This is a genomic window from Klebsiella sp. GG_Kp146, from assembly GCF_040061975.1.
GTDB classification, from domain to species: Bacteria; Pseudomonadota; Gammaproteobacteria; order Enterobacterales; family Enterobacteriaceae; genus Klebsiella; species Klebsiella quasipneumoniae.
Genome location: NZ_JBEAHA010000001.1, coordinates 107,636 through 131,812 on the forward strand (window position 1 = coordinate 107,636; position 24,177 = coordinate 131,812).

15 protein-coding genes, 2 tRNA genes and 2 other RNA genes are annotated in these 24,177 nt (G+C 61.0%); 9 read left to right on the plus strand and 10 right to left on the minus strand.

All coding sequences use genetic code 11. The features are described 5' to 3' along the window. Positions 1–80: 80 nt before the first annotated feature. Positions 81–983 (minus strand): patatin-like phospholipase RssA, encoded by a 903-nt coding sequence (gene rssA, locus ABLU95_RS00525; protein ID WP_004203175.1) that lies wholly within the window; start codon positions 981–983, stop codon positions 81–83. Positions 984–1,095: 112 nt separating this feature from the next. Here rssA and ABLU95_RS00530 point away from each other — a divergent pair, with 112 nt between their 5' ends. From ABLU95_RS00530 to ABLU95_RS00555, 6 genes are all read left to right on the plus strand, one after another. After that, positions 1,096–1,554: a YchJ family protein gene (locus ABLU95_RS00530; RefSeq protein ID WP_032428898.1), complete on the plus strand. Its 459-nt coding sequence runs from the start codon at positions 1,096–1,098 to the stop codon at positions 1,552–1,554. 42 nt (positions 1,555–1,596) lie between these two features. Continuing rightward, a complete protein-coding gene (purU, locus tag ABLU95_RS00535) occupies positions 1,597–2,439 on the plus strand; it encodes a formyltetrahydrofolate deformylase (RefSeq protein ID WP_004203178.1) in 843 nt (280 codons plus the stop codon). A gap of 159 nt (positions 2,440–2,598) precedes the next feature. Beyond that, positions 2,599–2,683 (plus strand) — tRNA-Tyr (locus tag ABLU95_RS00540). A gap of 43 nt (positions 2,684–2,726) precedes the next feature. Beyond that, positions 2,727–2,859: non-coding RNA, RtT sRNA (locus ABLU95_RS00545), on the plus strand. Positions 2,860–2,898: 39 nt separating this feature from the next. After that, a tRNA-Tyr gene (locus ABLU95_RS00550) sits at positions 2,899–2,983 on the plus strand. A gap of 43 nt (positions 2,984–3,026) precedes the next feature. Continuing rightward, positions 3,027–3,158: non-coding RNA, RtT sRNA (locus tag ABLU95_RS00555), on the plus strand. A 164-nt stretch (positions 3,159–3,322) separates the two neighbouring features. On the opposite strand, the gene ABLU95_RS00560 is transcribed toward ABLU95_RS00555, so the two are convergent. After that, on the minus strand, positions 3,323–3,766 hold the full coding sequence (locus tag ABLU95_RS00560; RefSeq protein ID WP_023290130.1) for an Lrp/AsnC family transcriptional regulator: 444 nt from the start codon (positions 3,764–3,766) through the stop codon (positions 3,323–3,325). Between the two features lie 107 nt (positions 3,767–3,873). Here ABLU95_RS00560 and ABLU95_RS00565 point away from each other — a divergent pair, with 107 nt between their 5' ends. Beyond that, entirely contained in the window at positions 3,874–4,770 is an 897-nt protein-coding gene (locus ABLU95_RS00565; protein WP_065881278.1) for a DMT family transporter, read from the plus strand. Here ABLU95_RS00565 and narI read toward each other — a convergent pair. The 5 genes from narI to ABLU95_RS00590 all read right to left on the minus strand — a co-directional run bounded on the left by narI (position 4,767) and on the right by ABLU95_RS00590 (position 13,220). Then, positions 4,767–5,444 (minus strand): respiratory nitrate reductase subunit gamma, encoded by a 678-nt coding sequence (gene narI / locus ABLU95_RS00570; protein ID WP_002910189.1) that lies wholly within the window; start codon positions 5,442–5,444, stop codon positions 4,767–4,769. The two genes, ABLU95_RS00565 and narI, sit on opposite strands and share 4 nt — an antisense overlap. Beyond that, complete coding sequence (gene narJ, locus ABLU95_RS00575) at positions 5,444–6,154, minus strand: nitrate reductase molybdenum cofactor assembly chaperone (RefSeq protein ID WP_023318561.1); 711 nt, start codon at positions 6,152–6,154, stop codon at positions 5,444–5,446. The genes narI and narJ overlap by 1 nt, the downstream gene beginning before the upstream one ends. Continuing rightward, positions 6,151–7,686, minus strand: a complete 1,536-nt coding sequence (narH, locus tag ABLU95_RS00580; RefSeq protein WP_348878591.1) for a nitrate reductase subunit beta — start codon at positions 7,684–7,686, stop codon at positions 6,151–6,153. Before narH ends, narJ begins: the two co-directional genes overlap by 4 nt. Then, positions 7,683–11,426 (minus strand): nitrate reductase subunit alpha, encoded by a 3,744-nt coding sequence (locus ABLU95_RS00585; RefSeq protein WP_023290134.1) that lies wholly within the window; start codon positions 11,424–11,426, stop codon positions 7,683–7,685. Before ABLU95_RS00585 ends, narH begins: the two co-directional genes overlap by 4 nt. Positions 11,427–11,831: 405 nt before the next feature. Beyond that, positions 11,832–13,220, minus strand: a complete 1,389-nt coding sequence (locus tag ABLU95_RS00590) for a NarK family nitrate/nitrite MFS transporter (protein ID WP_023290135.1) — start codon at positions 13,218–13,220, stop codon at positions 11,832–11,834. A 311-nt stretch (positions 13,221–13,531) separates the two neighbouring features. On the opposite strand from ABLU95_RS00590, the gene narX reads away from it, so the two are divergent. Both narX and narL read left to right on the plus strand, forming a co-directional pair. After that, on the plus strand, positions 13,532–15,310 hold the full coding sequence (narX, locus tag ABLU95_RS00595; RefSeq protein ID WP_032428899.1) for a nitrate/nitrite two-component system sensor histidine kinase NarX: 1,779 nt from the start codon (positions 13,532–13,534) through the stop codon (positions 15,308–15,310). A 10-nt stretch (positions 15,311–15,320) separates the two neighbouring features. Next, the gene (gene narL, locus ABLU95_RS00600; RefSeq protein ID WP_002910198.1) at positions 15,321–15,971 is read left to right on the plus strand and encodes a two-component system response regulator NarL; all 651 of its coding nucleotides are present in this window, start codon (positions 15,321–15,323) and stop codon (positions 15,969–15,971) included. Here narL and ABLU95_RS00605 read toward each other — a convergent pair. From ABLU95_RS00605 to nirB, 3 genes are all read right to left on the minus strand, one after another. Further along, on the minus strand, positions 15,968–17,350 hold the full coding sequence (locus ABLU95_RS00605) for a YchO/YchP family invasin (protein WP_032453282.1): 1,383 nt from the start codon (positions 17,348–17,350) through the stop codon (positions 15,968–15,970). The genes narL and ABLU95_RS00605 overlap by 4 nt on opposite strands. Before the next feature lie 153 nt (positions 17,351–17,503). Then, complete coding sequence (locus tag ABLU95_RS00610; RefSeq protein WP_348878593.1) at positions 17,504–20,110, minus strand: nitrate reductase; 2,607 nt, start codon at positions 20,108–20,110, stop codon at positions 17,504–17,506. Further along, complete coding sequence (nirB, locus tag ABLU95_RS00615) at positions 20,110–24,177, minus strand: nitrite reductase large subunit NirB (RefSeq protein ID WP_348878595.1); 4,068 nt, start codon at positions 24,175–24,177, stop codon at positions 20,110–20,112. The genes ABLU95_RS00610 and nirB overlap by 1 nt, the downstream gene beginning before the upstream one ends.

Here is a 24,177-nt window from a genome sequence, read left to right on the forward strand (position 1 = left end):
CCTGGCTGACGATAATTCAATAGTGGCACGCTATTCTCACTATCGCCTGTCAGAATTTGCTTAAGTCAGGTACTCGTGCGTTAAATCGCGGTACGCACTAAGGGTAATAATTCATCCATTTTCTTTTCTACCGCCAACTGCCCTGCGGTAATCGCCTCGCCGGCGCGATGGAAATCAAGCGTCGAGACTTGCGGACAGTACGGTTGCAACAGGATATCCGGCGGGTCACCCGCCATACGATTGCGTTTAAGACGGTTCTCCAGGACCTGGATAGAGGTGGTCATGATCTCCATCGCCGTCGGCGTCACGGCCGTACGGCGGGAACTCATTTGCGTCAAGCGTGCGCGCAGACGAGTATGCCATGGCCCCTCCTTCGCTTCGGCTTCCCGCCGCGGCGTTTCGAGGGAGAATAAATCCTGCTGCATAAGGTGGGCATCATGTTGCAAATCCACGGCAATCACGATATCCGCCCCCATTGCCCGCGTAAGCGATACGGGAACCGGATTGACCACCGCGCCATCAACCAGCCAGTAACCGTTATGCCTGACCGGCGACATTAACCCCGGCATACTGCAGGAGGCTCGAATCGCTAAGTGCAGATCGCCTTCGGTAAACCACAGCTCCCGGCCAGTGCTTAAATTTGTCGCGACGGCGGCAAATCGCCGTTCGCAGTGTTCGATATCGGTCACGGGCATGATGCGGCGATAATGATTGAACACCTTTTCACCCCGCAATAGTCCACCGCGGCGCCAGGAGAGATCCATCAGTTTCAGAACGTCCCAGTTACTGAAAGAGCAGACCCAGGACTCAAGGGCCGGGAGTCGGTTACAGGCATACGCCGCCCCTACCAGCGAACCGATAGAGCAACCGGCCACGATATCAATCTCAATGCCGGCCTGCTGGAGGGCGTTGATGACGCCAATATGCGACCATCCGCGGGCGGCGCCCGCACCTAACGCCAGACCAATTTTAAGCTTTCTCATTAGTACTGATAACTATCCTTCCACTCTGAGCGTGGCAACATTGTCACGGCTCAGTTAACATAAAGCCCTTTGGCGTAGAAGCGCCGTTACTCTTTCTTCCATGGAGGCAATTTTGTCGCAATTATGCCCCTGTGGCAGCGCACTGGAGTATAGCTCATGTTGCCAGCGATATCTGTCCGGCGCTGAGCTTGCGCCAGGCCCGTCACAGCTTATGCGCTCCCGTTACAGCGCGTTCGTCATGAAAGATGCCGACTATCTGATCAAAACCTGGCATCCGTCCTGTCAGGCGCAGCAGTTTCGCGCCGAACTGGAGAAAGGCTTTGCCCACACCGAATGGCTGGGCTTAACCCTGTTCGCCAGCGATGATGGACGAGCCGCCAATGAAGGCTTTGTCAGCTTTATCGCCCGCTTTAATGACAATAACCGCCCGGGCGCCATTATTGAACGTTCCAGATTCTTAAAAGAAAATGGACAGTGGTACTATATCGACGGGACACGGCCGCTGATTGGCCGTAACGACCCCTGCCCTTGCGGTTCAGGTAAAAAATTTAAAAAATGCTGCGGCCAGTAACGCTACCGCAGCGCTTGCAAACACTACAGGATTTTCCTCGCGATGCATTCATTACAACGTAAAGTACTACGCACTATTTGCCCTGATCAGAAAGGCCTCATCGCGCGTATCACCAATATCTGCTACAAGCACGAACTTAACATTGTGCAGAACAACGAATTTGTTGACCACCGTACCGGTCGTTTCTTTATGCGCACCGAACTGGAAGGCATTTTCAACGACGCTATTCTGCTGGCCGATCTGGACAGCGCCCTGCCGGAAGGCTCGATTCGTGAACTCAATCCGGCAGGCCGCCGCCGGGTAGTGATTCTGGTGACGAAAGAGGCGCACTGCCTCGGCGATCTGCTGATGAAAGCCAACTACGGCGGGCTGGATGTCGACATTGCCGCGGTTATTGGCAACCATGACACCCTGCGCCCGCTGGTGGAACGTTTTGGCATCCCGTTTGAACTGGTCAGCCATGAAGGGCTGAGCCGCGAAGAGCACGACAAGCAGATGGGCGACGCGATTGCCGCCCACGAACCGGATTACGTGGTGCTGGCCAAGTATATGCGCGTTCTTACGCCGGAATTTGTCGCTCGTTTCCCGAACAAGATCATTAATATTCACCACTCGTTCCTGCCGGCGTTTATCGGCGCGCGTCCGTATCATCAGGCCTATGAGCGCGGCGTGAAGATCATCGGCGCCACCGCCCACTACGTGAATGATAACCTGGACGAAGGTCCCATCATTATGCAGGACGTCATTCACGTCGATCATACTTATACCGCAGAAGATATGATGCGTGCCGGGCGCGATGTCGAAAAAAACGTATTGAGCCGGGCGCTGTATCAGGTCCTGGCGCAGCGCGTCTTCGTCTACGGTAACCGGACGATTATTCTTTAATCGACTGAGAAATGAATTGGTTAGCTTTCCGGCGTTACGGGTAAAAATCAGGCAACCAGTTTATTTTTGTCAAAGGAATTCTTTACAGGGGCGCATCATTTGGTATGATGCGCCCCGCTTCCCGAGAAGGAAGCAGGCCAGTACTAAGCATTACCCCGTGGTGGGGTTCCCGAGCGGCCAAAGGGAGCAGACTGTAAATCTGCCGTCATCGACTTCGAAGGTTCGAATCCTTCCCCCACCACCATTATTCACTACAGTGATAGGGTTTCCCCGGCAGGCGTAAACGATGTTTGCACTTAGCGGGAAGGGTAAGAACCTTCGACTAAGGTTCGACTCGAGCGCCAGCGAGAGAACGTTGCCGCAGGCAACGGCCCGAAGGGCGAGGAGCGATAGCGACGAGTTATCCTTCCCCCACCACCATTCACTTTGCTGAATAGCCTACAATTTGATTTTACCCCTGGTGGGGTTCCCGAGCGGCCAAAGGGAGCAGACTGTAAATCTGCCGTCATCGACTTCGAAGGTTCGAATCCTTCCCCCACCACCATCTCTTCATGTATTACCCAACTTACTTCACTTGCGATACTCTATATTCTGCCCCACGGGGAAGGATGAGAAGCTTCGACTAAGGTTCGACTCGAGCGTAGCGAGAGAACGTTGCCGCAGGCAACGGCCCGAAGGGCGAGGCGCTTTAGCGCCGAGTCATCCTTCCCCCACCACCATCTTCTTAAAAAACTTCCAATTCGACTACTCGACGATCTTTTATATTCTGCCCCACGGGGAAGGATGAGAAGCTTCGACTAAGGTTCGACTCGAGCGTAGCGAGAGAACGCTGCCTGTGCCGACCGGCAGCCCGGACTGGTGCGCCGCGCCGCCTCCGGGAAACTCACAGCGGGGGCAGTCGTCTCTTCACCGGCGAACTTTTCACCACCGAGGTATTGCACTGAGCAAATTCGGCCAGGCCGTCAAGCAGCGTATCCAGTTGGGCAATATCACGCACCACCAGTCGCATCACGAAACAATCTTCTCCGGTCACTTTGTCACTTTCGATGCACTCCGGCATCGCCTGGATATATTTATCCACCTTCTGCAGCAGACCAGGCAGCGGCCGTACCCGCACCAGCGCCTGCAGGCTGTAGCCCAGCGCGGCAAGATTCACCCGCGCCCCATAGCCCTGGATCACCCCCCGCTCCTCCAGGCGCTTCACCCGCTCGGCGGTGCTCGGCGAGGTCAGCCCCACCCGCGCGCTCAATACCTTCAACGAGACTCTGGCGTCCTGAGTCAGGCAAGCGAGGATCGCCCGGTCAATTTCATCAAGTAAGTCATTCATGGTTTTCACCTAATTATGAAAGGAATTTCCCCCTGCTTACCTTAATTCAGCCATGTCAGGCTGTCAGGATTTTTCGCACAATAATGGAAAACTACTGGAGGTGAAATATGCAACTTACCCGCGGCGTCTGGCAAATGAGCCTAGCGATGATAATTTCTGGCTCGATCGGCGCGTTCGTGCTGCTCTCGGGTTTGCCGGTAATTGATGTGGTGTTCTGGCGCTGCCTGATTGGCGCGCTGACCCTGCTGCTGTTTATCGTTCTTAGTCGCCAACCCTTCAGTCGTCTCACGCGCTTCACCCTCGCCCTCGCGGTGCTTGGCGGCATTGCGCTGGTCATCAACTGGCTACTGCTTTTTGCCGCCTACTCGCGTATTTCAATTGGCATGGCTACGGTGGTCTACAACACCCAGCCGTTTATGCTGGTACTGATGGGCATGATGCTGGGGGAGCGAGTCAGCGCCGTAAAATGGGGATGGTTACTGCTGGCCTTCGGCGGCGTGGTGATCCTGCTGTCAAGCGAGCTTGCCCCGGCGCACGGCGATAGTCTCGCGACTGGCGTTTTGCTGGCATTAGCCGCAGCATTTTTCTATGCTCTGACCGCCATTATCGCCCGCAAACTGCATCCGCTCCCTGCTCAGCATATCGCCTTTATTCAGGTGCTGGTCGGCGTCGTGATGCTGCTGCCGCTCGTGCAAATGCCCGAGTTTTCTGCCAGCTTTCCCTGGCGCTATCTGCTGATCCTCGGCGTCGTCCATACCGGGATCATGTATCAGCTTTTATATAGCGCGATACAGAAGCTGCCAACGCCCATTACCGGTTCACTCTCCTTTATTTATCCACTGGTGGCGATGGGGGTCGACTATCTGGTCTTCCACCATGCGTTAACCCCTGTGCAGTGGTGCGGCGGGATGCTGATTCTGTTTGCCGCCGCGGGGAATAACCTCGGCTGGGGCGAAAAAAAACCCCGCCAGAGCGGGGTCAGTCAGCAGTCGCGGGCCAGTTAGCGACGGGCGCGAACAATCTGGTATTTGCGCGTCAGGTACTCTACCGGCGCGCTCCAGATATGAACCAGACGGGAGAACGGGAACAGCAGGAACAGGGTCATACCCAGCACCAGGTGGACGCGGAAGATAAACGCCACGCCATCCAGGTGCTGCGACGCACCGCCGTGGAAGGTGACCACCGACTGCGCCCAGCCGACCAGCTTCATCATTTCGCTGCCGTCCATATGCTGGGCTGAGAACGGGATCGTCAGCAGGCCCAACGCACACTGCACCATCAGCAGGGAGAGGATCAGAATATCCGCGCCGGTGGTGGTGGCGCGAACGCGCGGGCTGAGCAGACGACGCTTGAGCAGCAGTAAACCGCCCACCAGGGTCATCACACCGCAGGCGCCGCCGGCGATCATCGCCATCTTCTGCTTGACGTCGATCGGCAGGAAAGATTCATACATCCAGTGCGGCGTCAGCATGCCGAGGAAGTGGCCGGCGAAAATGCCGAGGATGCCGATATGAAACAGGTTCGACGCCAGATTCATCCCTTTACGGTCCAGCATCTGGCTGGAGGCCGCGCGCCAGGTGTACTGACCGTAGTCATAGCGCAGCCAGCTGCCGATCAGAAACACCGAGCCCGCAATGTACGGATAAATGTCAAAGAAGAACATATTCAGGAAGTGCATTATTGCTGTCCTCCGTTAGAGATATTCAGATATTGCGGGGCCACGGCTCCGGCAAAACGACGCTGGTGAGCGGAAATCTCCGACTCGCCGCAGCCCTGGTCGGCAAAGAATTTAACCTGTTCTTCTTCCCAGACTGCGTCCAGCGCCTGCGGCGTATCGTCGCGGGCTTCGTCGGCAATCTTCTCCGCCACTTTCTGGCTGTCGACCTGAGTGTTGGCCAGCTTCAGCAGCAGCTCGAACAGCACCGCATAGCGGCTCTCGCGCTGCTGCAGGCGCGCGCTGAGCAGGCCGAGGATCGGCGCGACGTCCCGCAGGCCGCCAAGCGCTTCCTCTTCCGGCAGCTGCGCCAGATACTCCAGATACAGCGGCAGATGATCCGGCAGCTCATGGCTATCGAGCAGCAGACCGTGGCGCTCATACTGCGCCATCAGGTCAACCATCGCCTGCCCGCGATCGCGGGATTCGCCGTGCACGTGTTCAAACAGCAGCAGCGAGGTGGCCCGGCCGCGGTCAAACAGTTCGCTGTAGGCCGCCTGGGCATCCAGCGGATCCTGAGCCAGCAGATCGCGCAGAAAAACGCCCAGCGCGTGAGCATCTTCTTTGCTGAGTTTCTCCGATGACGCGAGCGCCTCGAACATCTCCTGCTGATGCTGCCATAAGGCAGCGTCAGGGTATTCGAGCAAACGCGACACAATCACAAGTTCAATCATGCGTGCGGCTCCGTTTTGCTGGTCACGTCGATGGCGTCGATACGACGGCTGTTGAACAGGTTGAACTGGCTGTCAGAGCCGTGGCAGCCGTCGCCAAAGCTAAAGCCGCAGCCATTTTTCTCCGGAAACGCTTCCCGCGCCTGTTCACGATGGCTGCTCGGCACCACGAAACGATCTTCGTAGGTGGCGATCGCCAGGTAGCGGTACATCTCCTGAGCCTGCGCTTCGCTTAAGCCCACCTCTTCCAGCGCGCGGGTATCGACAACGCCGTCAACGGTTTCCGCCCGCTTATAGTGACGCATCGCCAGCATCCGCTTCAGGGCCAACAGGACCGGTTGGGTATCGCCGGCGGTCAGCAGGTTCGCCAGATACTGCACCGGAATACGCAGGCTTTCCACGTCCGGCAGGATCCCGTTGCTGCCCAGTTCGCCGGCATCGGCGGCGGACTGAATCGGCGACAGCGGCGGCACGTACCAAACCATCGGCAGGGTGCGATATTCCGGGTGCAGCGGCAGGGCCAGCTTCCAGTCCATCGCCATTTTCCAGACCGGCGACTGCTGCGCGGCTTCAATCACGCCCTGCGGTACACCATCTTTCAGCGCCTGCTCAATCACTTTCGGGTCGTTCGGATCGAGGAACACGTCCAGTTGACGCTGATAGAGATCTTTCTCGTTCTCGGTGCTGGCGGCATTTTCGATCGCGTCAGCGTCATACAGCAGGACGCCGAGGTAGCGGATTCGGCCCACGCAGGTTTCGGAGCATACCGTCGGCATTCCGGATTCAATACGCGGGTAGCAGAAGATGCACTTCTCAGATTTCCCGCTCTTCCAGTTGAAGTAGATCTTCTTGTACGGGCAGCCGGTGATGCACATCCGCCAGCCGCGGCACTTGTCCTGGTCGATCAGCACGATGCCGTCTTCTTCACGCTTATAGATGGCGCCGCTCGGGCAGGTTGCGACGCACGCCGGATTCAGGCAGTGCTCGCACAGGCGCGGCAGATACATCATGAAGGTGTTCTCGAACTGGCCGTACATCGCCTTCTGCATGTTGTCGAAGTTCTGGTCTTTGGCGCGCTTTTCAAACTCGCCGCCGAGGATCTCTTCCCAGTTCGGACCGCTGGTGATCTTGTCCATCCGCTGGCCGGTGATCAGCGAGCGCGGACGGGCGATCGGCTGGTGTTTACTCTCCGGGGCGTTATGCAGGTTCTGGTAGTCGTAATCGAACGGCTCGTAGTAATCATCGATGCCCGGCAGATGCGGGTTCGCGAAGATTTTACCTAACAGCATCGCGCGGTTGCCCATGCGCGGCTGCAGCTTGCCGTTGATTTTGCGGATCCAGCCGCCCTTCCATTTCTCCTGGTTTTCCCAGTCGTTCGGAAAACCAACGCCAGGCTTACTCTCCACGTTATTGAACCAGGCGTACTCCATCCCTTCCCGGCTGGTCCAGACGTTTTTACAGGTTACCGAGCAGGTGTGGCAGCCGATGCATTTATCGAGATTCAGCACCATGCCGACTTGTGAACGAATTTTCATTTTACGCTCTCCTGTACCTGGTCATTGCCTTCGCCGTCTAACCAGTTAATGTTCTTCATCTTACGTACCACCACAAACTCATCGCGGTTGGAGCCGACGGTGCCGTAGTAGTTAAAGCCATAGGCCAGATGGCCATAGCCGCCGATCATATGGGTCGGTTTCGGCGTAATACGGGTAACCGAGTTATGGATCCCGCCGCGCTGGCCGGTGACTTCAGAGCCAGGCAGGTTCACGATGCGTTCCTGCGCGTGGTACATCATGGTCATCCCGGCCGGCACGCGCTGGCTCACCACCGCGCGCGCCGTCAGGGCGCCGTTGGCGTTGAACACTTCGATCCAGTCGTTATCTTCGATACCCAGATCTTTCGCATCCGCCTCGCTCATCCAGACGATCGGACCGCCGCGTGACAGGGTCAGCATCAGCAGGTTATCGCTGTAGGTCGAGTGGATACCCCATTTCTGGTGCGGCGTCAGGAAGTTCAGCGCCTTCTCCGGGTTGCCGTTGGACTTCTCGCCCATCACCGCTTTCACCGAGCGGGTGTCAATCGGCGGACGATAAACCAGCAGGCTCTCGCCAAAGTCGCGCATCCACTGGTGATCCTGATACAGCGACTGACGACCGGACAGGGTACGCCATGGGATCAGCTCGTGAACGTTGGTGTATCCGGCGTTATAGGAGACGTGTTCGTCTTCCAGCCCGGACCAGGTCGGGCTGGAGATGATTTTCCGCGGCTGCGCCTGAATATCGCGGAAACGGATCTTCTCGTCTTCTTTGTTCAGCGCCAGGTGCGCGTGCTCGCGGCCGGTGATTTCGCTCAGCGCTTTCCACGCCTTCACCGCCACCTGACCGTTCGTTTCCGGCGCCAGGGTGAGGATCATCTCCGCGGCGTCGATGGCCGTTTCCAGCTTCGGCTGACCTTTCGCCGGGCCTTCGGCCTTGGTGTAGTTGAGCTTACGCAGCAGGTCCATTTCGCTCTGGGTATTCCAGGCGATGCCTTTCCCGCCGTTGCCGATGGTTTCCAGCAGCGGGCCAATGGAGGTGAAGCGCTCATAAGTCGCCGGATAATCACGCTCGACCGGAATAATATGCGGGGCGGTTTTCCCCGGAATCAGGTCACATTCGCCCTTCTTCCAGTCTTTGACGTCCAGCGGCTGCGCCATTTCCGCGGCGGAATCATGCTGGATCGGCAGCGTAACGACGTCGGTTTCTTTACCGAGGTGGCCCACGCACACTTCAGAGAATTTCTTCGCGATACCTTTGTAGATATCCCAGTCGCTCTTCGATTCCCAGGCCGGGTCAACGGCCGCCGACAGCGGATGAATAAACGGATGCATATCCGAGGTATTCATGTCGTCTTTTTCGTACCAGGTGGCGGTCGGCAGCACGATATCGGAGTAGAGACAGGTGCTCGACAGACGGAAGTCGAGGGTCACCACCAGGTCCAGTTTGCCGTCGAGGCCGTTATCGCGCCATTCGACTTCTTCCGGCTTCACGCCGCCCTGCTTGCCAAGGTCTTTACCCTGAATGCCGTTCTCCGTACCCAGCAGGTACTTGAGCATGTACTCATGACCTTTACCGGAGGAGCCCAGCAGGTTGGAACGCCAGATAAACAGGTTACGCGGATGGTTTTTTCCGTTTTCCGGCTGCTCTGCCGCAAAGCGAATCGATCCCTCCTTCAGAGATTTGACGGTGTAATCCACCGGCGTCATGCCCGCTTTTTTCGCCTCATCGGCGATGCGCAGCGGGTTTACGCCCAGCTGCGGCGCCGACGGCAGCCAGCCCATCCGCTCGGCGCGGACGTTGAAGTCGATCAGATGGCCGCTGTAGCGGGATTTATCCGCCATCGGCGAGAGCAGCTCCTGCGCGGTCACGCTTTCATAGCGCCACTGGCTGGAGTGGTTATAGAAGTACGAGGTGCTGTTCATATGACGTGCCGGACGTTGCCAGTCAAGGGCGAACGCCAGCGGCTGCCAGCCGGTCTGCGGACGCAGTTTTTCCTGGCCCACATAGTGCGCCCAACCGCCGCCGCTCTGGCCGACGCAACCGCAGAAGATCAGCATGTTGATCAGACCGCGGTAGTTCATGTCGAGGTGGAACCAGTGGTTGAGACCCGCCCCGACGATAATCATCGACCGACCATGGGTTTTATCGGCGTTATCGGCAAACTCGCGGGCGGTACGGATAATATGCGCGCGGGAGACGCCGGTAATTTTCTCCGCCCAGGCCGGGGTGTAGGCTTTCACTTCATCATAACTGGCGGCGCAGTTGTCATCGTTCAGACCGCGCTCCAGGCCATAGTTGGCCATGGTCAGGTCGTACACGGTGGTCACCAGGGCGGTGGAGCCGTCAGCCAGCTGCAGGCGTTTAACCGGCAGTTTGTGCAGCAGAATGTTTTCCAGCGCGACTTTGTTGAAGTGTTCAGAACCTTCGCCGCCGAAGTACGGGAAGCCGACGTCCGCGACCTCGTCATGGCTGCCCAGCAGGCTCAGACGCAGCTCAATCTCTTCGCCGGTTTTACCGTCGCGCTGTTCGAGGTTCCATTTGCCTTTGTCGCCCCAGCGGAATCCGAGGGAACCGTTCGGCACGGTCAGATCGCCCTTCTCATCAAAGGCGACGGTTTTCCATTCCGGATTCTTCTCCTGACCAAGGGAATCCACGAGGTCGGACGCGCGCAGCGTGCGGCCGGCGGCGTAATAGCCGTCGCGCTCCTCAAGCATCACCAGCATCGGCATGTCGGTGTAGCGACGCACGTAATCGGTGAAGTACTGGCTCGGTTTATCAAGATGGAACTCACGCAGCATCACGTGGCCCATCGCCAGCGCCATCGCGGCATCGGTACCCTGCTTCGGCGCCAGCCACAGATCGCAGAGCTTGGCGATTTCGGCGTAGTCCGGGGTGATGGCGACAGTTTTGGTCCCTTTATAGCGAACTTCGGTAAAGAAGTGCGCATCCGGGGTACGGGTCTGCGGCACGTTGGAGCCCCAGGCGATGATATAGCTGGAGTTGTACCAGTCGGCGGATTCCGGCACGTCGGTCTGCTCGCCCCAGGTCATCGGCGAGGCCGGCGGCAGGTCGCAGTACCAGTCGTAGAAGCTCAGGCAGGTACCGCCGATCAGCGACAGGTAACGAGCGCCGGAGGCGTAGGAGACCATCGACATCGCCGGGATCGGCGAGAAGCCGGCCACGCGATCCGGACCGTAAGTTTTCACGGTATAGACGTTGGAGGCGGCAATCAGCTCATTCACTTCCTGCCAGGAGGAGCGGACAAACCCGCCGCGACCGCGAGCCTGCTTGAAGCTTTTCGCTTTGTCGGCGTCTTCGATAATCGAGGCCCATGCCTCAACCGGATCGCTGTGCTGGACCTTCGCTTCCCGCCACATCTTCATCAGGCGTTTGCGCATCAGCGGGTATTTCAGGCGGTTCGCGCTGTACAGATACCAGGAGTAGCTGGCGCCGCGCGGGCAGCCGCGTGGTTCGTGGTTTGGCAGGTCCGGACGGGTGCGCGGATAGTCCGTTTGCTGGGTCTCCCAGGTCACCAGTCCGTTTTTGACATAAATCTTCCAGCTGCATGAACCGGTGCAGTTGACACCGTGAGTGGAACGCACAATTTTGTCATGCTGCCAACGTTGACGGTATCCATCCTCCCAGTCCCGGTTGGTGTTTAGAAGCTGGCCGTGCCCATCGGCAAAGGTTTCACCCTTCTGTTTGAAGTAGCGAAACCGGTCCAGGAATTTACTCATCGGGTTTCTCCTGATATGGAGCCTGACGGCTCTCTGATAAATCGACATTGCTGGATTTGCAGCGAAGGTAACGCTATGAAAGCGGACGGGAATTGATAGCGATCAATACGGACTGGCTTGTTATCGCGGCGGAAATTGGCATTTACCACCAAGGTGGTAGGAAGTTAAATTTTTTAACTTATTGTTTTTTAATGGTTTTTATCGAAAAATGGGTCACCAGGCGCGGAATTGTTCACCAGGGAGGTATTAAGGGGTAGAGCAGTGACGCTGGCAAGCCGTCCCTTCCCGGCTCAGTGGCCAATACGTATCCAATCACCCATTAGTATGTTGTAACTAAATAGGCCGGTAAAAAAAGGCGCCTCCTCCGGGAGTACGCCTTTACGAAGCAACATCGACGATAGCGAATTACTGACGCTTACGGCCGTATACCGCCCAGGTGATGATCACGCAGGCGATATAGAAGATCAGGAAGACTTTCATCGCGCCGGCCGGCGAGCCGGTCAGATCCAGCGAGATACCGAACGCCTTCGGAATAAAGAAGCCGCCGATGGCGCCAATAGCGGAGATAAAGCCCAGCGCCGCCGCGGTATCGGTCGCCGCCTCGCGCATCGCCTGGGCTTCGCTGCCGCCCTGGGCCTTCACCCGGTCCATGGTCAGCTTACGGAAGATCACGGAGATCATCTGGAAGGTGGAAGCGCTCCCCAGCCCGGCGGTCAGGAACAGCACCATAAACACCGCGAAGAAGGCGATGAAGTTACCGCCCTGGCCGTTGGTCGGCAGGGTCAGGAACAGCAGCGCACAGAAGACAGCCATCACCACAAAGTTGACCAGCGTCACGCGGGTACCGCCGAGACGGTCGGAGATCGCCCCGCCCATCGAACGCGCCAGCGCGCCAATAAACGGACCGAAGAAGGCGTAGTGCAGGATCTGCACGTCCGGGAACTGGGTCTTTGACAGCATGGCGAAACCGGCGGAGAAACCGATAAAGGAGCCGAAGGTCGCCAGATAGAGCAGCGCCATGATCCACAGGTGCAGGCGTTTGAGCACCGGCAGCTGTTCGCTCAGCGAGGCTTTAGAAGCGGACAGGTCGTTCATAAAGAACCACGCCGCCAGGGTGAAAATAATCAGGAAAGGTACCCAGATCCACGCGGCGTTTTCCAGATACAGCATTGAGCCGTCCGGCTGCTCGCTGCCGGTCCCGCCAAAAATGGCAAACACCGAGACCGACACCACCAGCGGCGCGACCAGCTGCATCACGCTGACGCCCATATTACCAAGGCCGCCGTTGACGCCCAGCGCCCCGCCCTGCTTCGCTTTCGGGAAGAAGAAGCTGATATTGGCCATACTGGAGGCGAAGTTGGCCCCGGCGAAGCCGCACAGCAGAGAGATGATCACGAAGACGCTAAACGGCGTGGAGGTATCCTGGACCGCAAAGCCCAGCCACACGCACGGCACAATCATGATCCCGGTACTGAACGCCGTCCAGCGGCGGCCGCCGAACAGCGGTACCATGAAAGCGTAAGGCACGCGCAACAAAGCGCCTGACAGCGCCGGCAGCGCGGTCAGCATAAACAGCTGATCGGTCGTAAACTGAAAGCCCACTTTGTTGAGGTTAACGGCAACGGCGCTGAACAACATCCACACGCAGAACGCCAGTAACAGACAGGGAACGGAGATCCATAAATTGCGGCTCGCCACATGGTGGCCGCGCTGTTGCCAGAATTCAGGATCTTCAGGCCGCCAGTCGGTAATGACCGAGCGGTTAGCCTTCTCCGGGAGGGAAGATTGACTCATAGATACCTCTGATTATTCATTTTTCCTGCCGCTACCTTAGGGGTTGCCCCGGGCGGTAAGTTGATATAAATCAAAGGAAAAGCGCGCGCTAATTTGTGCGAAAATAAACCATGCTCCGAAGTGAGTAGAGAATGGTGGGAAAAAAAGTGTGGTTTTTCACACGGCTGCCGGGATGCGTCTAACCCCTCTCCCAACGGCGCCTACCACCGACAATTAAGGAGTAACTCTTTGTGGGTATGGGTATACTCCAGGGGATAGCCGAGAATAAGCGCCACTCCCGGGGACACGACCGGTCAGGAGCCACGCATTCCATGTTAAAACGTCTTTTTACCCCGCTGACGCTGGTCAATCAACTGGCGTTGATCGTCCTGCTTGCCACCCTTACTGGCGTCGCCGGTATGGCGATCTCCGCGCGCCTGGTCAACGGCGTGCAGGGCAGCGCGCACGCCATTAACAAAGCCGGGTCATTACGCATGCAGAGCTACCGGCTGCTGGCGGCGATCCCGCTGAATGAACACGACCAAAAGCTGGTCGATGATATGACCGCCACCGTCTTCAGTCCGGAGCTGCAAAACTCCGCCCGCCGCGACGGGCAGGAGCGCCAGCTGCAGGCCCTGCAGCAGTACTGGCAGCTGGCGCTGGCTCCCGGCATGCAGCGCGCGGTCAACCAGGCGGAGGTCGCCCAGGATGTCGCCGACTTTGTCGATCGTATCGACCAGCTGGTCACCGCATTCGACCATACCACCGAGCAGCGTATCGAACGGGTGGTCTGGATCCATCGCCTCCTCGCCATCGGCATGGCGCTGCTGCTGATCTTCACCATCATCTGGCTACGCGCCCGCCTGCTGCGGCCATGGAAACAGCTGCTGAGCATGGCGCGAGCGGTGAGCCAGCGTGATTTCACCCAGCGGGCGCACATCAGCGGACGCAACGAAATGGCGACCCTCGGCATGGCGCTAAATAACATGTCGGAAGAGCTGGCGGAAAGCTACGCCGTGCTCGAGCGCCGGGTGCAGGAGAAGACCGCCGGGCTGGAACAGAAGAACGAGATCCTCGCTTTCTTATGGCAGGCCAACCGCCGGCTGCACGCCAACGCCCCGCTCTGTGAACGCATTTCGCCGGTGCTGAACGGCCTGCAGGGTCTGACGCTGCTGCGCGATATCGAGGTGCGGGTCTACGATCTGGAAGATGAAGACAACCATCAGGAGTTTACCTGCCACTCGGATAATGAGTGTGACGACATGGGCTGCTACCTCTGCCCACGCAACCTGCCGCCGCTGCCGGATGGCGGAACGACGCTGAAGTGGCGGCTGTCGGATGCGCATAATCAGTACGGCATCCTGCTGGCGACGCTGCCGGTTGGCCGTCATCTCAGCCACGATCAGCAGCAGCTGGTGGATACTGTGGTTGAACAACTGACCAGCACCCTGGCGCTGGACCGCCATCAGGAGAAACAGCAGCAGCTGATCGTTATGGAAGAGCGGGCCACTATCGCCCGCGAGCTGCATGATTCCATCGCCCAGTCGCTATCCTGTATGAAGATGCAGGTCAGCTGCCTGCAGATGCAGGGCGACGCCTTGCCGGCGGAGAGCCGTCAGCTGCTGGGGCAGATACGTAACGAGCTGAATACCTCCTGGGCCCAGCTGCGTGAGCTGTTGACCACCTTCCGCCTGCAGCTGACCGAGCCGGGCCTGCGCCCGGCGCTGGAGGCCAGCTGTCAGGAGTACAGCGCCCACTTCGGCTTTACGGTGCAGCTTGATTATCAGCTCCCGCCGCGCTTTGTGCCGTCGCATCAGGCCATTCACCTGCTGCAGATCGCCCGCGAAGCGTTAAGCAATGCCCTGAAGCATGCCAGCGCGACCCAAGTCACAGTGACGGTGTCACAACGCGATAATCAGGTCCGTCTGGTGGTGGCGGATAACGGCCGCGGCGTGCCGGACCACGCAGAGCGGAGTAACCATTACGGTTTAATCATTATGCGGGATCGCGCGCAAAGTCTGCGCGGCGACTGTCAGGTTCGGCGCCGGGAAACCGGCGGGACCGAAGTGATCGTCACGTTTATCCCGGAAAAAACGTTTTCCATCCAATAAGGAGACCCCCATGAGTCAACAGGAACGGGCAACCATCCTTCTCATTGACGACCATCCGATGCTGCGCACCGGCGTGAAACAACTGATCAGCATGGCGCCGGACATCCAGGTGATTGGCGAAGCCAGCAATGGCGCGCAAGGTATCGAGCTGGCGGAGTCGCTGGATCCGGACCTGATCCTGCTGGACCTCAATATGCCGGGCATGAACGGTCTGGAGACGCTGGACAAACTGCGTGAGAAATCGCTGTCTGGCCGGGTGGTGGTCTTCAGCGTCTCTAACCATGAAGAGGACGTTGTTACCGCCCTCAAGCGCGGCGCCGATGGCTATCTGCTGAAAGACATGGAGCCGGAAGATCTGCTGAAAGCGCTGCAGCAGGCCGCCGCCGGCGAGATGGTATTAAGCGAAGCGTTAACCCCGGTGCTGGCCGCCAGCCTGCGCGCCAACCGCGCCACCTCCGATCGCGACATCAGCCAGCTGACCCCGCGCGAGCGCGACATCCTCAAGCTGATCGCCCAGGGGCTGCCGAACAAAATGATCGCCCGCCGGCTGGATATCACCGAAAGCACCGTCAAAGTGCACGTCAAGCACATGCTGAAGAAAATGAAGCTCAAATCCCGGGTGGAAGCCGCGGTATGGGTCCACCAGGAGCGAATTTTTTAAGGCGAGTCCGTCCACGAGACGCCAGGCGCGGTGAACTTGATCAGCGGCTCGGTCAGCGTCAGGACGATCTCATTGGAGGAGACGCGCTGCCCCTGTTTATCCTCTACCACCACCGACAGGCGCCAGCGGTTCGCGGCGCCCGGTTCACTGTTCCACACCGGCATAATCACGCTCCAGCCATCGGGGCTGCTGGCATCCACCGGCGGCGTCAGGCTGAGCGCCTGGGTGTCGCCCTGCCAGTGCAGCGACTTGATGCCGTGCAGACTATGGATCTGCAGCTTCAGCTGCACCGTCTCCCCGGACTGTAGATCCCAGGGCGGCGTGGCCAGGTAGACCGTCAGATTTTTGCGCTGCCGATACTCTACGACCGGCAGATTATCCCGCTCCGGGCTGTCGAAGCGGCTGCCGCGCAGTGAGTTGCTGAACGCCACCTCGTCCGCCGCCAACTGCTGCTTGAGCGGCACGCCAAAGCGGTAGTTGAGCTTCAGGCCAACGTTGTTCTGGCTGACGCCATTTTCCCCTTGCTTATGCTTGGCGGTCACGGTGACCAGCGGGACCGGGGTATAATTGAGCCCGACGGAGACGGCCACCGGGTTATGGTAGCCTGTGCCGGTGTGAAACAGATCGACGCTGTCGCCGAAGTACTGTTCGACGCTGACGCTGGTATTGATGTGCTCATAAAACGGCAGCCGCGCCTGGGCGGTAACGTCATACCCCGCGGCCATCCGCTGCTCCTGAGTTTGATTCTCCCGCAGCTGCCAGTCGCCCAGCGGATGATAGTAGTTCGCCGACAGGCGGAGATATTCCCCCCACGCCTCGGCGCCGACGCTGCCGCGGGCCAGGCTTTCGCTCAGCACCTTGTCATAAAACGAGTTATAGCCCAGCAGCCAGCCGCCGACCCGCCAGCGCTGGCCAAGCCCAATATTGCCCACCAGATCGTTCTCGCGCCGGGTCACCGAATACTGGTTCCACGTCAGGTAGCGATCGTTATCCTGCAATGGCACGAACCAGCTCCCTTTACTGCCGGTGAACTTCCCCTCTTTATCGACCAGCAGGTCGACATTGGCGTTGCCCCACGGCGAGAGCCAGCTCTCCAGCTGGTGGCTCACTTCATTGCCGAGTTTGTTGATGGCGAACATCTGCGCCTGCTCGCCCGCCGTCAGTCCGTTATCGCTCATGCTGGCCTCGCCGAATTTCTTCGCCACTTCGGCAAAGTGTCTGGCGTCGTCATCGACCTGCGGGGCGATCCCCAAATCGGGCAAGGGATCTTCTCCCTGGGGCGTAAGAGCGGTGTCGCTGGCGGTCAGCGCCCAGACAGGAGCGCCCGGCAGCAGCAGGAGAAAGATCAGGGATGGCAGCAAACGGTACGACACAGGCATCAACAGGTTTTGCGCGGGCTCGCAGAAAAAATTGGAAGATAGTTTTAGTTTATCGTTTTTTCCCTTCTCCCGCAGCCCTGCGGACAATTCCAGGAATATGCTGAAACCGGTTGGGCAAATAGTCGCCCAACCACAGAAGGTGCCGCCGCGCCGTTACGCCCCGGCGCGGGCCGGTTGCGCCGTCAGCAGCGCGTTGAGCTCCGGCACGCAGGAGCCGCAGTTGGTCCCGCACTTAAGCCTGGCGCCCAAAGCCCCAACGCTGGCGCAGCCGCTGGCGATGGCCTCGCCGATCGCCCGCTCCCCCACCCCAAAACAGCTGCAGACGATCCGCCCCGGCGGCGCGGCGGCGGCGTCCGGTCGGCCGCTGAGCAACGCATGGCGCCGGGCGGCGTCGGACGGCGGCGCGGCGAAGGCGGCGCTTATCCCTGCGCTATCCACCGCCGGCTCGCGCGCATCGCTCCACCAGCCCAGCATCAGCCTCCCCTGATGCCACGCCAGCAGGTTCCACACCGCGCCGCCGTCTGCTATCTGCAGCTGCCAGCCGCGCTGCGCGCACCAGACGCTGAGCCACTGTCGGGCTGACGCCTCCCCGGCCAGCGAGTAGTGCAATACGCCCGCCGCCGCCCGCCGCCGCCAGTGCCAGGCCGCAGGAAACGGCAGCGGTTCGCGACAAAACAGTTCGCTATGCCAGGCAGGCTGCCAGGGGGCGATGGCCACCGCCGCCTGTTTACTCTCCGGCTGGGCGGAATGCGGGTCCGTGACGGCGGCCAGCAGATTATTCACCCGCCCCTGGCGGGCGAACTGATTGTTCCAGTGCATTGGGACAAACAGCGAGCCGGGGCGCTGGCCTTCGCTGATCGCCACTTTCGCCACCATCACCCCATGGCGCGACCAGATCCGCGCCAGCCCGCCGGCGACAAGCTGGTAGCGAACGGCGTCCTGCGGCGCCACCTCCACCACCGGCTCCGCGATATGCTGCATCAGCCGCGGCACGGCGCCGGTGCGGGTCATGGTGTGCCACTGATCGCGGATCCGCCCGCTGTTGAGGATCAGCGGATAAAAGACATCGGTTGCCGCCCGGGTCGGCTGAGGCGTCACTGGCACCATCCGCAGCCTGCCATCGCTATGCCAGCCGCGCGTGACATCCCAGGCGGCGCGGCGGCGGCTGACCGGCCAGCGTACCGGCGCCATAGCGTCCCATGCCTCGCGGCTGAGATCCGCCAACGCGCCGATATCAAACGCCCGCTGGCCGTCGTTTTCGAAACCGGACAGCGCCGCATGCTCGCGGAAGACGTCATGCGGATGCTGCCAGGTAAACGCCTCGCGATACCCCAGCGCCTGCCCCACTCTGGCGATGATCCACCAGTCCGCTTTCGCCTCCCTCGGCGGCGGCAGGAAGCTACGCTGACGGGAGATGCGCCGCTCCGAGTTGGTGACCGTGCCATTTTTCTCGCCCCAGGCCAGCGCCGGAAAGCGAATGTGGGCGAATTGTCCGGTATCCGTCTCAGCGGCGACATCCGAGACGATCACCAGCGGACAGCCGGCCAGCGCCTGGCTCACCGCGTGGCTGTCGGGGAGCGACACCACCGGGTTGGTGCCCATGATCCACACCGCTTTCACCTCGCCGCGGCCGATGGCGGCAAACAGCTCCACGGCGGTCAGCCCCGGGGTCTGCGCCAGCCGCTCGGTTCCCCAAAAGCGGGCCAGCCGCTGCAGATCGTCTGGCACAAAATCCATGTGCGCCGCCAGCATCGTCGCCAACCCGCCGACTTCGCGCCCGCCCATGGCGTTGGGTTGACCGGTCAGCGAAAAGGGGCCGCAGCCGCGGCGGCCATACTTTCCGCTGGCCAGATGGACGTTGATGATGGCATTACATTTGTCGCTGCCGCTGGCTGACTGGTTAATTCCCATGGTGTAGAGGGTGATGGCCCGCGGGGCGGCGATAAAATCGCGATAGAAACCCGCCACCTCATCGGCGGGCAGGCCGCAAAAAGCCGCCACTTTCGCCACGTCCCAGCCGCGGGCGGCGGCCAGCGCCTGCGGGCCGTCGCGAAAACCGTCGACGCAGGCCCCGGCCTGCGCCAGGGCGTTAAGCAACCCCACGAACAGCCCGCCGTCGCTTCCCGGCGCCAGCGCCAGATGGCGATCGGCGATTTCGCAGGTGGCGGTGCGCCGGGGGTCTATCGCCACGATCTGTAGCCGGGGATTATCCCGCTTCGCCTGCGCCAGACGCTGGTACAGCACCGGGTGCGCCCAGGCGGCGTTCGAGCCGACCAGCACCACCAGATCGCTGTTTTCCACATCCTCATAGCTACAGGGCACCACGTCGGCGCCAAAGGCCCGCTTGTAGCCGGTCACCGCCGAAGACATGCACAGCCGCGAATTGGTATCGATGTTCGCCGCGCCGATAAATCCCTTCATCAGCTTGTTGGCGGCATAGTAATCCTCCGTCAACAGCTGGCCGGAGGCGTAGAAGGCCACCGCCTGCGGACCGTGCTGGTCGATAACCTGTTGCAGGCGGGAAGCGGTCTCCGCCAGCGCCTGAGACCAGGCCACCGGCTGGCCGTCCACCTCCGGCGCCAGCAGCCGCCCCGCCAGGCCCGTGGTCTCCCCTAGTGCCGCCCCTTTGACGCACAGGCGGCCGAGGTTGGCCGGGTGCTGATCGTCGCCGCGCACGCTCACCTGACCCGCGTCATCCACGCTCGCCAGCACGCCGCAGCCTACGCCGCAGTAGGGACAGGTCGTTCGGATGGTCTTCATCAGGAGGCCTCCGCTCGCGCCAGCAGCTGCTGGCTGCCCACCCACACTTTGCCGTTTTCCACTTTCACCGGCCAGGCGCGCACTGCCTGTTCACCGCCGTCGCACGGCCAGCCGTCGCGCAGGCGAATCCGCTGTTTGTACAGCGGGGAGATCACCACCGGTTCCCCGCCGACGTCCCCTAACAGCCCCCGCGACAGCACGTTGGCCGCGCTGCCCGGCTCGCGGTTGTCCAGGGCATACACCCGATCGCCGAAGCGGAACAGGGCGATCTGCCGCTCCCCTAACCGGGCGCCGATCCCCGCCTGCGCCGGGATGGCGTCAAGGTCGCAAATCGCCTGCCACGGCCGGGATGGGAGTTCGCCTTCGGGCAACGCTTCAGCAGGCAACGGCTGCGGCTGACCGCGCAGATCGTGGCGCTGCACCGCCTCGTCGGGCTGGTCGCTGTTCACGAAGGAGCGGAACAGCGCCAGGCGCTGGGGATCGTTGAGCGTGGTCTGCCACTCGCACTGGTAGCTGTCGACGATGCGGGCCATCTCCTGTTCCAGCTCCTCGCCAATGCCGAGGCTATCCTCCAGCACCACCTGCCGCAGGTAGGCCACGCCGCCCTCCAGGTTGTCCATCCAGGTGCTGGTCCGCTGCAGGCGATCGGCGGTGCGGATATAGAACATCAGCAGACGATCGATGCTGCGGATCAGCGTCGCTTCGTCGAGGTCGCTGGCAAACAGGTCGGCGTGACGCGGCTTCATTCCGCCGTTGCCGCAGACGTAGAGATTCCAGCCTTTGTCGGTGGCAATCACCCCGATATCTTTGCCCTGGGCTTCAGCACATTCGCGGGTGCAGCCGGAGACCGCCATCTTGATTTTGTGCGGGGCGCGCAGCCCTTTATAGCGATGCTCGAGCCGCACCGCGAGCCCGGTGGAGTCCTGCACGCCGTAGCGACACCAGGTTGCGCCGACGCAGGACTTCACCGTGCGCAGCGACTTGCCATAGGCGTGGCCGGTTTCAAACCCGGCGTCGGCCAGCTCGCGCCAGATCGCCGGCAGCTGTTCCAGCCGCGCGCCAAACAGGTCGATGCGCTGGCCGCCGGTCACTTTGCTGTAGAGCTGGTAACGTTTGGCGATCTGCCCGATGGCGATCAGCCCGTCCGGCGTCACTTCCCCCGCCGCCATCCGCGGCACCACCGAATAGGTGCCGTCCTTCTGAATGTTGGCGAAATAGCGGTCGTTGGTATCCTGCAGCGGCAGGTGCGCCGGCTTCAGCAGGTATTCGTTCCAGCAGGAGGCCAGCACCGAGGCCACCAGCGGTTTACAAACCTCGCAGCCGTGCCCCTGGCCGTAGCGGCTAATCAGCTGCTCGAAGGTATGGATATGGTTGACCCGCACCAGATGGTAGATCTCCTGACGCGACCACGGGAAATGCTCGCAGACGTCTTTTTTCACTTCGACGCCCTGCGCCGCCAGCTGGTGCTCCATCACCTGTTTCACCAGCGCGCTGCAGCCGCCGCAGCCGGTGGCCGCTCTGGTGCAGCTTTTTATCGCCGCCATATCCCCCGCGCCATTGTTCACCGCCTGGCAGATATCGCCTTTGCTGACGCTATGGCAGGAGCAGATCGGCGCGCTGTCGGGCAGCGCCGCCACCCCCAGCGCCTTCGGCGCGCCCCCCTCCAGCGCCGGCAGGATCAGGCTCTCCGGACGCGGCGGCAGCGCCATGCCGTTCAGCATCATCTGCAGCAGCGTGGCGTAGTCGCTGGCGTCCCCCACCAACACGCCGCCAAGCAGGGCTTTGCCGTCCTGACTGACGACGATTTTTTTGTAAACCTGCTGCGGACCGTCGGTCCATTGATAGCTCTGGCAGCCCGGCGTGCGCCCCTGCGCATCGCCAAACGAGGCTACGTCAACCCCCAGCAGCTTCAGTTTGGTGCTCATGTCGGCGCCGCTAAAGCAGGCGTCCTCTCCTGCGAGGGTGGCCGCGGCGATCCGCGCCATCTGATAACCCGGCGCCACCAGGCCGTAAATTTTATTATCCCACAGGGCGCATTCGCCTATCGCCAGCACGTCCGGGTCAGTGGTGCGGCACTGGCCGTCGATGCCAATCCCCCCGCGCTCGCCAACCTGCAGCGCGCAGCCGCGGGCCAGCGCGTCCTGCGGGCGGATCCCTGCCGAGAAGACCACCATGTCGGCCGCCAGCGTGCCGCCGTCGGCAAAGTTCAGCCGCAGGCCATCGGCCTCGCGCACGATGGCGGTGGTGGCTTTGCTGGTATGCACCCCCACGCCGAGGGCGACGATCTTCTCCCGCAGCATCGCCGCCCCGCCGTTATCCAACTGGACGGCCATCAGGTTCGGGGCAAACTCCACCACGTGCGTCTCCAGCCCCAGCTGTTTCAGGGCGTTGGCGGCCTCCAGCCCGAGCAGGCCGCCCCCGATCACCACCCCGGTCTTCGCCGCGGCGGCATGGGCGGCGATACGGTCGAGATCGTCAAGGGTACGATAGACAAAGCACCCGTCGAGATCGTTGCCAGGGATCGGCGGAACAAAGGGATAGGAGCCGGTCGCCAGCACCAGTTTATCCCAGTGGGTTTCATGCCCCTCGGCGTCCCGCACCAGCCGCGCGTCGCGGTCGATCGTCGCCACCGCCTTGCCGAGGCGGAGTTCGATGCCGTGCTGGTGAAAGAAATCATCGGCCACCAGCGACAGCGATTCGGCGCTGCGTCCGGCGAAATATTCGGAGAGATGCACCCGGTCGTAGGCGGCGTAACGCTCTTCGCCAAACACCACGATACGATATCGCTGATGCAGGTTGCGGCTCACGCATTGTTCGAGAAAATGGTGGCCGACCATGCCATGTCCCACCAGCACTAATACAGGTTTCGTCATCGTCATTATTCCTGCAGCCTGCGGCTGCGTTGAAGAAGGGTCAAAAAGCCAGTCCGCGGTGGCGGGCTCGTCGCTTTCCAGGCGCGCGGTGAGCGCGGCGGCGGCGGTACAGTCGCCCATCAGCAGCACGCCGCGCAGGCGGCCGCCGCGCAGCAGCAGGCGACGATAGTGCCGGTCGATGGGATCCCAGCTGGTATAGATGTCATCCTGTTCGCCGGCCTGCTGTTCGCCGACGCTAAAGAGTTCAATGCCGGTGACCTTCAGGCGGGTCCCGGCGTCCTGCCAGACAAAGCCCGCGCCGGGGGCGCCGCACAGGCGATCCGCCAGCACCTCGGCCTGGCGCAGGCAGGGAGCCACCAGCCCCCAGGTCTGGCCATCAATTTCGCAACACTCGCCAATGGCGCTGATCCCCGGCAGCGAGGCGGCCATCTGGCGGTCAACTACGATCCCCTGCTGGCACAGCACGCCGGACTGCGCCGCCAGACGGCTGTTGGGCTGCACGCCGGTCGCCAGCACCACTCGGGCGGCGCGGAATACGCGCCCGTCCGCCAGCCGCACGCCGTCGGCGTCGATGGCGGCGATCCGGCACTCCAGCACGCAGCGAATACCGCGCGCTTCAAGCTGCTGCCTGAGCTCATCGGCGGCAAAGGCGTCGATCAGCGGCGCCATTAATCCGCTGCCGCGATGCAGGAGTGTGACCTCCCCGCCGCGGCGACGCAGCGCCGCCGCCGCTTCCACGCCCAGAACCCCACCGCCAATCACCACCGCCGGGCCGGGTATCGCCAGAATACGTTCCACGTCCGCCAGGGTGCGGAAGGGCATAACCTGCGGACGATCAATGCCCGGCAGCGGCGGGATAAAGGGCCGCGAGCCGGTGGCGAAAACCAGCTCGTCCCATGGCAGCAAGGCGTCAGCGATGCGCAGCCGCCGTTGCGCAACATCCACTTCATCCACCGCCTCGCCAGACCGCAGACACACCCCGTGCCGGGTGTACCACTCCGCCGGCAGCAACGGGATCTGTGATGCCGTTTTTTCGCCAGCCAGCAGCGGCGAGAGCTGGATGCGGTTATAGGCCGGGTGCGGCTCGTCGCCGACGACGGTAATGGCAAACCGCGCAGGGTCGCGCTCAACCAGCCGCTGCACCAGCCGGGTGGCCGCCATGCCGTTACCGATCACCACCAGTCGCCGCGTCAT

Coding starts and splice junctions, on each gene's coding strand:
- ABLU95_RS00565 (WP_065881278.1), top strand. CDS start 3,874: ATGCAACTTACCCGCGGCGTCTGGCAAATGAGCCTAGCGATGATAATT.
- narI (WP_002910189.1), bottom strand. CDS start 5,444: ATGCACTTCCTGAATATGTTCTTCTTTGACATTTATCCGTACATTGCG.
- ABLU95_RS00590 (WP_023290135.1), bottom strand. CDS start 13,220: ATGAGTCAATCTTCCCTCCCGGAGAAGGCTAACCGCTCGGTCATTACC.
- ABLU95_RS00560 (WP_023290130.1), bottom strand. CDS start 3,766: ATGAATGACTTACTTGATGAAATTGACCGGGCGATCCTCGCTTGCCTG.
- rssA (WP_004203175.1), bottom strand. CDS start 983: ATGAGAAAGCTTAAAATTGGTCTGGCGTTAGGTGCGGGCGCCGCCCGC.
- purU (WP_004203178.1), top strand. CDS start 1,597: ATGCATTCATTACAACGTAAAGTACTACGCACTATTTGCCCTGATCAG.
- nirB (WP_348878595.1), bottom strand. CDS start 24,177: ATGACGCGGCGACTGGTGGTGATCGGTAACGGCATGGCGGCCACCCGG.
- narH (WP_348878591.1), bottom strand. CDS start 7,686: ATGAAAATTCGTTCACAAGTCGGCATGGTGCTGAATCTCGATAAATGC.
- ABLU95_RS00605 (WP_032453282.1), bottom strand. CDS start 17,350: ATGCCTGTGTCGTACCGTTTGCTGCCATCCCTGATCTTTCTCCTGCTG.
- ABLU95_RS00610 (WP_348878593.1), bottom strand. CDS start 20,110: ATGAAGACCATCCGAACGACCTGTCCCTACTGCGGCGTAGGCTGCGGC.
- narL (WP_002910198.1), top strand. CDS start 15,321: ATGAGTCAACAGGAACGGGCAACCATCCTTCTCATTGACGACCATCCG.
- ABLU95_RS00585 (WP_023290134.1), bottom strand. CDS start 11,426: ATGAGTAAATTCCTGGACCGGTTTCGCTACTTCAAACAGAAGGGTGAA.
- narX (WP_032428899.1), top strand. CDS start 13,532: ATGTTAAAACGTCTTTTTACCCCGCTGACGCTGGTCAATCAACTGGCG.
- narJ (WP_023318561.1), bottom strand. CDS start 6,154: ATGATTGAACTTGTGATTGTGTCGCGTTTGCTCGAATACCCTGACGCT.